7 protein-coding genes and 2 pseudogenes are annotated in these 9112 nt (G+C 70.9%); all 9 read left to right on the top strand.

What is annotated here, in order from left to right:
• Positions 1–772 (top strand): IS66 family transposase (locus QOZ89_RS46195; protein ID WP_312630320.1); only part of this gene is annotated, 772 nt, incomplete at its 5' end.
• A gap of 40 nt (positions 773–812) precedes the next feature.
• Complete coding sequence (locus QOZ89_RS46190) at positions 813–1538, top strand: tyrosine-type recombinase/integrase (protein WP_312630319.1); 726 nt, start codon at positions 813–815, stop codon at positions 1536–1538.
• 113 nt (positions 1539–1651) lie between these two features.
• Positions 1652–2293: pseudogene (locus QOZ89_RS46185) on the top strand (IS1634 family transposase); the annotation flags it as partial.
• A gap of 219 nt (positions 2294–2512) precedes the next feature.
• Positions 2513–2746 (top strand): annotated as a pseudogene (locus QOZ89_RS46180) (IS3 family transposase); the annotation flags it as partial.
• 125 nt (positions 2747–2871) lie between these two features.
• A complete protein-coding gene (locus QOZ89_RS46175) occupies positions 2872–4050 on the top strand; it encodes a tyrosine-type recombinase/integrase (RefSeq protein ID WP_312630318.1) in 1179 nt (392 codons plus the stop codon).
• 5 nt (positions 4051–4055) lie between these two features.
• Entirely contained in the window at positions 4056–5879 is a 1824-nt protein-coding gene (locus QOZ89_RS46170) for a hypothetical protein (protein ID WP_312630317.1), read from the top strand.
• Positions 5880–6003: 124 nt separating this feature from the next.
• Positions 6004–7557, top strand: a complete 1554-nt coding sequence (locus QOZ89_RS46165) for an ISL3 family transposase (RefSeq protein ID WP_312630316.1) — start codon at positions 6004–6006, stop codon at positions 7555–7557.
• A 131-nt stretch (positions 7558–7688) separates the two neighbouring features.
• Complete coding sequence (locus QOZ89_RS46160) at positions 7689–8447, top strand: hypothetical protein (protein WP_312630315.1); 759 nt, start codon at positions 7689–7691, stop codon at positions 8445–8447.
• A complete protein-coding gene (locus QOZ89_RS46155; RefSeq protein ID WP_083418434.1) occupies positions 8444–8992 on the top strand; it encodes a hypothetical protein in 549 nt (182 codons plus the stop codon). Before QOZ89_RS46160 ends, QOZ89_RS46155 begins: the two co-directional genes overlap by 4 nt.
• Positions 8993–9112: the final 120 nt, after the last annotated feature.

The following is a 9112-nucleotide window of genomic DNA, read 5'->3' as shown; positions in this document are numbered from 1 at the left end:
AAATCGTGACAGGCTCACGGTCCTGTCCGGCACCCCGCACCTGCTGGTGGTCCGCACCCCGACACCCGGGCTGGTCTGGTACGCGGCGATCAGCTCACGCTCGTCGGAGGCGATCGACGCCACCGGGGTGCTCGACGGCTGGCACGGCTACCTGACCCGCGACGACTACGCCGGCTGGTACCAGTACGACCCCGGGCTCGCCGGCGTGCAGTTGTGCTGTGCGCACCTCATTCGGTCGTTGCGGGCGGTGCTGGCACTCGCGCCGGGCGCCCAGAAGTGGGCCGGCCGACTCATCGACCTGCTCCGCGAGGCGGGCGCCCTCGTCGTCGCCGCCCGCGCCGACGGGCGCACCCGCCTCGACCAGAAGACGATCGACGAGCTGCGGACCCGCTACGACCGTGACGTCCGCGTCGGCGAACTGGCGAACATGTCCCGGCCCTGGAAGGACGACAGGAACCACCCCGGCCTGGTCCTGGCCCGCCGGCTCGCCGCGAAGGCCGACCAGGTCTGGCTCTTCACCACCGACCTCAAGATCCCCTGGGTCAACAACCCGGCAGAGCAGGCGATCAGGCTCCCGAAACGTCACCAGGCCGTCTCGGGCTACTGGCACACGCCCACGACCCTCGCCGCCTACCTACGCGTGCGCTCCTACCTGGTCACCGCCCGCGACCACGGCCTCCGCGCCATCGACGCCATCCGGATGACCCTCGCCGGCAAACCCTGGATGCCCGTCCCACGCCTGGCCAGCCCCGCACCCGCCCTCGCCGCCTAAACCAACGTCAACAACGGGGTGCCGGAATCGGCACCCCTGAATGGACACCTTCCTGCGCTTCGCCCAGTCCAGAGCACCCGAGCTGATCTCCCAGGCCAGACCCGTCCTCGCGATACCGGCCACCAGGACGCCGCACCCCGAGATCACCTACCTCACGACCGAGGCGATCAAGCTGCTTCTCGAACACGCCCAGACCGCCGGCGGTCTGCGGGATCTGGCCCTGCTGACCTGCATCTATGACACCGCCACCCGAGTCCAAGAGATCGCCGACCTCAGTCACGGCGACCTCCACGTCCAGCCACCGGTGACCGGCAAGGGCCGCAAGACCCGAACCATCCCGCTCACCCGCGATGCCGCCGCCATCGTGACCCGACACGCCACGTCGACGCGATCCGCGAACCCGACCGACCCGCTGTTCACCAGCCGGCGCGGAGCACGGCTCACCCGCGCGGGCATCGCCGCGATCCTCGCCCGCCATGCCACCTCCGCGCACGCCGCGAATCCGACGACCGTCCCCGAGCACGTCACACCCCACGCGCTGCGTCACTCCCGAGCCATGCACCTGCTCGAAGACGGCGTGAACCTCATCTACATCCGTGACCTGCTCGGACACGCATCAGTGACCACAACTGAGATCTACGCCAAGACCAACCCCGAACTCAAGCGAGCCGCCATCGAGAAAGCCGCACGCAACATCGTCCTCAGCACCCACTTCGACGACGCCACCAGGAACAACCTGCTCGCCTTCCTGACCACCATCGCCTGAACGTTATGCGAAGCCGGTGAGCACATACCCACGCCGTGACCAGCGGGAACGTCCACCGGCCTCACATAACCGATCGCTTCACATAATTGGCGTTATGCCGAGCTCGGCATAATTCGAAGGAACGCCGCCTTGAGCCGCAGATCACCGTCGGGCTGCTCGCCAACGCGTCCGGCTTCCCGCTCATGATCGAGGCGTTCGAGGGCAACAAGGCCGAGACCACCACCATGCTCCCGGTCATCAAGGACTTCATGGCCGCGCACCGGCTGGCCGACGTCACCGTCGTCGCCGACGCCGGCATGATCTCCGAGGCCAACCGCAAGGCGATCGAGGCCGAGGGCCTGTCGTTCATCCTCGGGATGAAGATCCCCGACATCCCCTATGTGATCAAGGACTGGCGGGCGAAGCATCCCGGCGAGGACATCCCCGACGGGCAGATCTTCACCCAGCCCTGGCCCGCCGCCGCGACCGACCAGCGCCGCGACCAGGTCATCTACTACCAGTACAAGGCCGACCGGGCCCGGCGCACCCTGCGCGGTATCGACGAACAGGTCGGCAAGGCCGAGAAGGCCGTCGCCGGGAAGGTCCCCGTCAAACGCAACCGGTTCGTCCAGCTCGCCGGCGCGGACAAGTCCGTAAACCGCACCCTCGAGGCCAAAGCCCGTGCCCTGGCCGCGCTCAAGGGCTACATCACGAACATCGACAACCCGACGCCCGAGTTCGTCCTCGACGCCTACCACCGGCTCTACAACATCGAGATCGACTACGCACAGTGCATCTGAAAATGGCGGCGCAAATATGGTCCGTAAGGCGCCCCGCCGGCGACGGCTCCTCGACTGAATCCACACGTCATTCTACCGCTTTGATCGACTCGTCAATAACCGCCACACCGCCCGATCGCATGCGTCCAGACAAGCACCAAAACGATCACGTCGACTTTGATCTTGTCGGCGCCGTTCTTATCTTAGCGGCATTGCAGCAACTACACGTCTGCCGCGTTCGCCCGAACGTTGACGTCACTCGACCTGCGCGGCTCCGTCGGACGCACCGGGATCTGCTGGGACAACGCCATGGCCGAATCGTTCTTCGGCGCCCTGAAAAACGAGCTCGTCCACCGGACTGTTTTCGCCACCCGCAGCCTCGCCCGGCGTGCTATAGTCCGATACATCGAGGTCTTCTACAATCGAAGACGCCTTTCTCTGGGGGTCGGGGACCTGTCGTGTGACGTTGCATAGGCGGGACAGGCCACGCGGCGGCGCGACGCTTCTGTGTGGGTGTGGCTCTCGTGGCTGGTAGTCGTTTATGACGTCCAGCGGGAGAGAGTCGGTGGTGGTGGATGCGGGCGTTTCTGGTGAGGTTGCCGTCGGGTGTCCGGTATTGGACGGTGCTCGACGACGAGCTGGTTGTGGTGGGTGATGCGGACGCGTTTCTGCGTCAGGTCCGGTTCGGTCGCGACGGGGCGGAGCTGACGGCACGTTCGTATGCCGGCGCGATCGCGCTGTTCCTGCGCTGGTGTGGTCGGACGGGGCGGGACTGGCGGGTCGGGGTTGAGCAGCTCGGGTTGTTCATGACGTGGCTGCGGCACGCGGGACCGGAGGCGTCCGGTGCGGAGGCCCCGTCCGGCGGCGGTGAGCTGCTGGTAGGTCCGGGCCGTGCGCCGGTGCGCGGGGCGCGGCGGATCAATGCCGTGCTGACGGCGGTGCGCGGGTTCGTCGTGCACGCGGTGACGTCGGGCCGGGCGTCGGGGAGCCTGCTACCGCTGATCTACGAGCTGGCGGATGACCGTGACCTGCCCGAGCAGGCGCGGGGTGAGAACCCGTCGATGGCGTGGCGGATGCGGGCGCGGCACCGGCTGCACGAGCCGGAGTCGGAGGTGGACCGGGCCTCGGACGAGGAGATCGTCGCGCTGCTCGGTGGGTGCCGCAGCGCGCGGGACCGGCTGATCGTGCTGCTGATGGCCAGGGCGGGGCTGCGCCGCGGTGAGCTGTGCGGGCTGCGGCGCGGCGACGTGCACCTGCTCGCGGACTCGCGGGTGCTGGGCTGCGCGGTGACGCGGGCGCACCTGCACGTGGTCCGGCGGGACAACCCCAACGGTGCGTGGGCGAAGTCGCGGCGCCAGCGGGTGGTGCCGCTGGACTTCCTGGTCGTGCAGGCGTTCGACGCCTATGAGTTCGAGCGCGTCGGCGTTCCAGCGGCGGCGGGCGGTGACTTCCTGCTGGTGAACCTGTTCCGCGGCTCGATCGGCGCGCCGGTGCCGCCGGGGGCGGTCAACATGCTGCTGGCCGCAGCGGGCCGGAGGGCGGGGCTGGGCCGGGCGGTGACGCCGCACCAGTTGCGGCATGCGTTCGGGAGCAACCTCGCCGACGCGGGTGGGAGTCTCGACGAGGTCGCTGAGCTGCTTGGGCATGTGTCGATGAGCTCCTCGCAGGTCTACCTGCATCCCGATCCGGGGCGGCTGCGGGACGCGGTCGAACGCGTGCCGAGTCCCCGGCCGGACGGCGGGGCGGGCCGGTGAGCGCCGTGCTGCGCGCAGTGGCCGAGCCGGCCGGCGCGACCGGAAGCGGGATTTGCCCGGTGTTCGGGGTGCCGCGCCACGGCGAGCACGCCGCGGCGCGGGTCGCGGCCCTGCTCGACGCGGGGTTCCTGGCCGAGGTCGGCTGGGATGCGGCGCGTCGGCTGCTGTCCCCGCCGCCGGGACATCGACTGCTGGTCCGGCTGGTCTGCCGGGCCGCCGGTTGCACGGCGACCGCGGCCGGCGGAGGTGTCTGTGTCTCCTGCCGGCGCCGGCTCGCCGAGCATGGCTTCGGCGCCGACGAGGTCGCGCTGCTTCCCGTCCGCGACCTCCCGTCCCGGGGCACGGGTGGGTGTCGTCTGGCGGGCTGCGCCCGCGAGTGGGACACGGCGGCGCAGGGGCTGTGTCGTGCGCATGCCGACCAGCGCCGCGCGCTGGGCCTGGGCATGGCCGAGTTCCTCGGCCACCGGCAGGCCCGGCCGCTGCCACCCTGCCCGCCGTGCGGGGTCACGGCCTGCCCGCGCCAGCAGCGCCACCGCGGTGGCGCCTACTGCGCGGGCCACCAGATCCGGCTGCGCGTCGCCCGGCGGGCCGACCCCGCCCTGGACGAGGGCCGCTGGCGGATGGTCGAGCCGGCGATCGGCCGGGGCGGCGAGGTCAGCCTGCGCGGGCTGGCGCCGCTCGTTGTCGCGCAGGTCCTGTTCGGATTGCAGCAGCGCTGCCGTGTCGACGGGGTCAAGACCAAGGAGGCCGACCTGCGCCGGGTCTGCGACGACCTGCGCCGCCAGCAGGTGACCATGATCGCCAACTACCAGGTCCCCGACGACCGGGAAGCGAACTTCCACGCGCTGGCCACGACCCTGGCCGGCCACGTCCGCCGGGCGCTGGCCACCCCGCAGACCGAGATCTGCAAGGACGAGTGGGACCTGGCGGTCTTCGGGCACGGCGGCACGCTGTCGTTCACCGCCATCAGCCAGCGCTGGCTGCGCGAGGCCGCGAAACGCTGGGCCTCCGACGACCTGCCGCGGCGCCGGTCGAAGGCCGGCAAGCCCGGCCTCGTGGTGCGCCACCACCTGGGCTGCCTGGCCAGGCTGTCCGAGAGCCTGCGGATGCGCGACGACCGCGGCGAAACACCCGCGGCGCTCGGCCGCGCCGACATCGAGGCCTTCCTGCACCGGCTGGCCTACCTGGAATCGACCGGGACGATCACCGGCGACGCGCGGCTCCGCGCCTGCCGCGAGGTCCGCACCGTGCTCACCCGGATCCGCGCGCTCGGCCTGACCCGCCCTGGCGGGATCGCTGGCGGGCTCGGGGAGGACTTCGCCGTCCACCGCGACGACATCCCGGCCGAGCCGGAGCCCGCCGAGCCGAACCGCGACCTCCCACCGGAGATCATGCGGCAGGTCTGCGACCAGTTCGGCGTCTTGACCTCGCCGGAGATGCGCACCGCGTTCTCGCTGGCGATCGACACCGGCCGCCGGCCCGAGGAGATCGCCGCGCTCGGCTTCGACTGCCTGGCCCGCGACGCCGACGGCGCGCCGCTGCTCGTCTACACCAACCACAAGGCCAACCGGCTCGGCCGGCGGCTCCCGATCGGCGAGAACACCGCGCAGCTGATCGTCACCCAGCAGCAGCGGGTCCGCGGCCTCTTCCCGGACACCCCGATCGCCGAGCTCGCGCTGCTGCCCACCGACCGGCGCAACCCCGACGGCCGCCGCCCGGTCACCTCCTTCACCCTGTCGTTCCACCACCGCACCTGGCTCGGCCGGATGCCGGCCCTGACCACCACCGACGGGGTTGGCTCTGGCGGTTCCATCTGGATCTGGCGCTGATCTTGTGATCGGACTGGCCCCGCGGTGATCGGATATTGGTCGGCGGCTGCGATCATCGGGCTGGTGTGACCTCCTTGACCTTGGGGTCTGGCTGCCGCATCTGGCGAACGTCGCGCTGGACAGCGTGGAGCGGGTAGCAGGCGAGTTGAGGCTTCGGGTGCGTGCCCGGGCGGAGCAGGTGGCCTGTCCGCGCTGCGCGACGGTTTCGTCGCGGGTGCATGGCCGGTATCGGCGGCGCCTCGTCGATACCGCGCTGGGTGGGCTGGGCGTCGTGGTCGAGCTGGTGGTCCGCCGGTTCCGCTGCGCCGAGCCGGGCTGTGCGGTGGTGACGTTCGCGGAGCAGGTCGAGGGGCTGACCAGCCCGTATGCGCGGTTCACGCCGCCGGCGGCGGAGGCGGTGCGCCAGATCGGGCTGGCGCTCGCGGGACGGGCCGGGGCGCGTCTCGCCACCGCGCTGGGTCTGGAGGTCGGCCGGGACACGTTGCTGCGCCGGGTGCGGGCGCTGCCCGATCCCGAGGTCACGACGATCGCCGTTCTTGGGGTGGACGACTTCGCGCTGCGACGCGGGCACACCTACGGCACAGTCCTCGTCGACGTCGCCACCGGCCGGCCGGTGGACCTACTCGCGGACCGGGAAGCCGAGACGTTCGCCGCCTGGCTGAAGGCCCATCCTGGCACCGAGACCGTCTGCCGTGACCGGGGCGGCGCCTACGCCGACGGCGCGCGCACCGGCGCCCCCGAGGCCATGCAGGTCGCGGACCGCTGGCATCTGTGGCACAACCTGGCCGGCTACGTCGAGAAGACCGTCACCCGGCATCGGGCTGACCTGCGCGAACCCGCCGCCGAACCGGCGCCGCCGTCGGCGGAGCCCGAGCAGGTCGACGTCGAGGCGAAGGCCCCGGCGGTGCGCGCCGAGCAGTTCGAGCAGCAGGACTTCGTGCGCAACGCCCGGGAACGGTATGCGGCGGTGCAGGAGCTCAAGGCCCAGGGCCTGGGCATCAAGACGATCAAACGGGAGCTCGGGCTGGCGAAGGAGACCGTCCGCAAGTACTACCGGGCCGAGACGGTCGAGGACGTGCTCGCCAGGGCCCGCGAGGGCCGGGTCAGCGTTCTCGACGCGCACAAGCCCTACCTGCACGAACGGTTCAACGCGGGCGTCACGACCTTCAGCGAGCTGTTCCGGGAGATCTCCGAGCGCGGCTACACCGGCAGCTACGCGACCCTCCGCGACTACCTGCGCCCGCTGCGCACGGCCGGCCGCGCCCCGACCCCGGCGCCCGCGGCGCCGAAGGTCCGCACGGTGACCCGCTGGATCCTGACCCACCCCGACCGGCTCGACGCCGACGACACCGCCGCGCTGAAGAAGATCCTCGAGCGCAGCCCGCCGCTCGCCGCGGCCACGGCCCACGTCGCCGGCTTCGCCGAGATGCTCGTCGAACGCCACGGCGAGCGGCTCGATGCCTGGATCACCGCCGTCGAGGCCGACGACCAGCCCGACCTGCACCGCTTTGCCCACGGCCTGCGCCGCGACCACGCCGCCGTCCTCGCCGGCCTCACCGAACCCCACAGCTCCGGCGTCGTCGAGGGCAACGTCAACCGCATCAAAATGATCAAAAGGCAGATGTTCGGCCGCGCCAGCTTCGACCTGCTCCGCAAACGCGTCCTACTCGCCAGATGATCACCAGAGGGCCGGAAGGATCACAAGATCAGCGCCAGATCCTTCCATCTGGCTCTGGCGCGGATCTTGTGGTGGCCCCCGGCCGCGACGCGACCTGCCAGTCGTGGCCGGTCTGTCGGCCGCGGATCCCGGTGACGCCCAGTGATCGACTGCGCTCGCGTCACAAGATCTGCGCCAGAACCAAATCAAACCGCCAGAGCCACGGGGTCGAGTTCGACAAGAGCAGGATCGTGCTCTACGCCTACCGGCACACCTACGCCCAGCGGCACGCCGACGCCGGCGTCGGCATCGACGTGCTGCGCGAGCTGATGGACCATCGCAAGCTCGACACCACCCGGCAGTACTACCGCGTCGGCGAGCAGCGCCGCCGCGAGGCCGTCGACCGGCTCACCGCCCTGCAGTTCGACCGGCACGGCAACCGCGTCTGGCAGCAGGCCCAAGCCCTCCTCGACGCCGCGCACACCCACCGGGCGATCGGCGAGGTCGCCGTCCCGTTCGGGATCTGCGCCGAGCCGTCCAACGTCAAGGCCGGCGGCCAGGCCTGCCCCTACCGGTTCCGCTGCGCCGGCTGCGACCACTTCCGCACCGACGTCTCCTACCTGCCCGAACTGACCAGCTACCTCGACGACCTGCTGCGCACCCGCGAACGGCTCCTCGCCACCGCGGACGTCGACGACTGGGCCAGAGCCGAGGCCATGCCCTCCGACGAGGAGATCACCCGCATCCGCAGGCTGATCGGCCGCGTCAGCGCCGGCCTCGACCAACTCACCGGCCCCGAACGCGCCCAGATCGACGACGCCGTCGCGACCGTCCGACGCCACCGCGCCGCGATGCTCGGCATGCCCCGGCTGCGCGCCGGAGCCCTCCCCGCCGGCCAGGCGACGCCATGACCACTTCCTCCTCCCGCACCGCCGCGATGGCGAAGGGCCGGCGCGCCGACACCGACCGGCGCCGCGGGCGCGTCCAGACCGCCCTCACCAGCGCCCACGCCGCCGGCGAGGAGATCACCATCAGCGGTATCGCCCGCGCCGCCGGCGTCGACCGGACATTTCTCTACCGGCACCGTGACCTGCTCGAGCAGGCCCACGCCCTCGAAGCCCAGCCCGCTCCCACCCCCGGCGTCGGACCCGCCGTCACCCGGGCGTCCCTACAGGCCGACCTGCTCGCTGCCCAGGAACGCGCCGTCCGCCTGGCCGCCCGCATCCACCAACTCGAAAACCGCCTGTCCGACACCCTCGGTGAACAGGCCTGGCGCGAGTCCGGACTCGGCGCCCCGGCCGACATCGACAAACTCAACACGCGCATCGTCAACCTCGAGCAGCAGGTCGTCGACCTACGCCTCCAACTCGAGGAACGCGACCAGGACCTCGCCGCCGCCCGGCAGGCAAACCGCGAACTGATGACCCGCATCAACGCCCCGACGACGAGCCGATAAAAACCCGGCGCGTCGCCCTTGCACCACACCTGTTGCAGACAATACCTTCAAGTCAAACAGCCCCTGAGCTGCACAAACGCAGAAATCAGGCGCCCGGACCAGCGTCCGACCCCCAGAGAA

It is taken from the genome of Pseudofrankia coriaricola (genome assembly GCF_032027725.1).
GTDB lineage: Bacteria > Actinomycetota > Actinomycetes > Frankiales > Frankiaceae > Pseudofrankia.
This window is presented reverse-complemented; position numbering and strand designations above follow the sequence as displayed.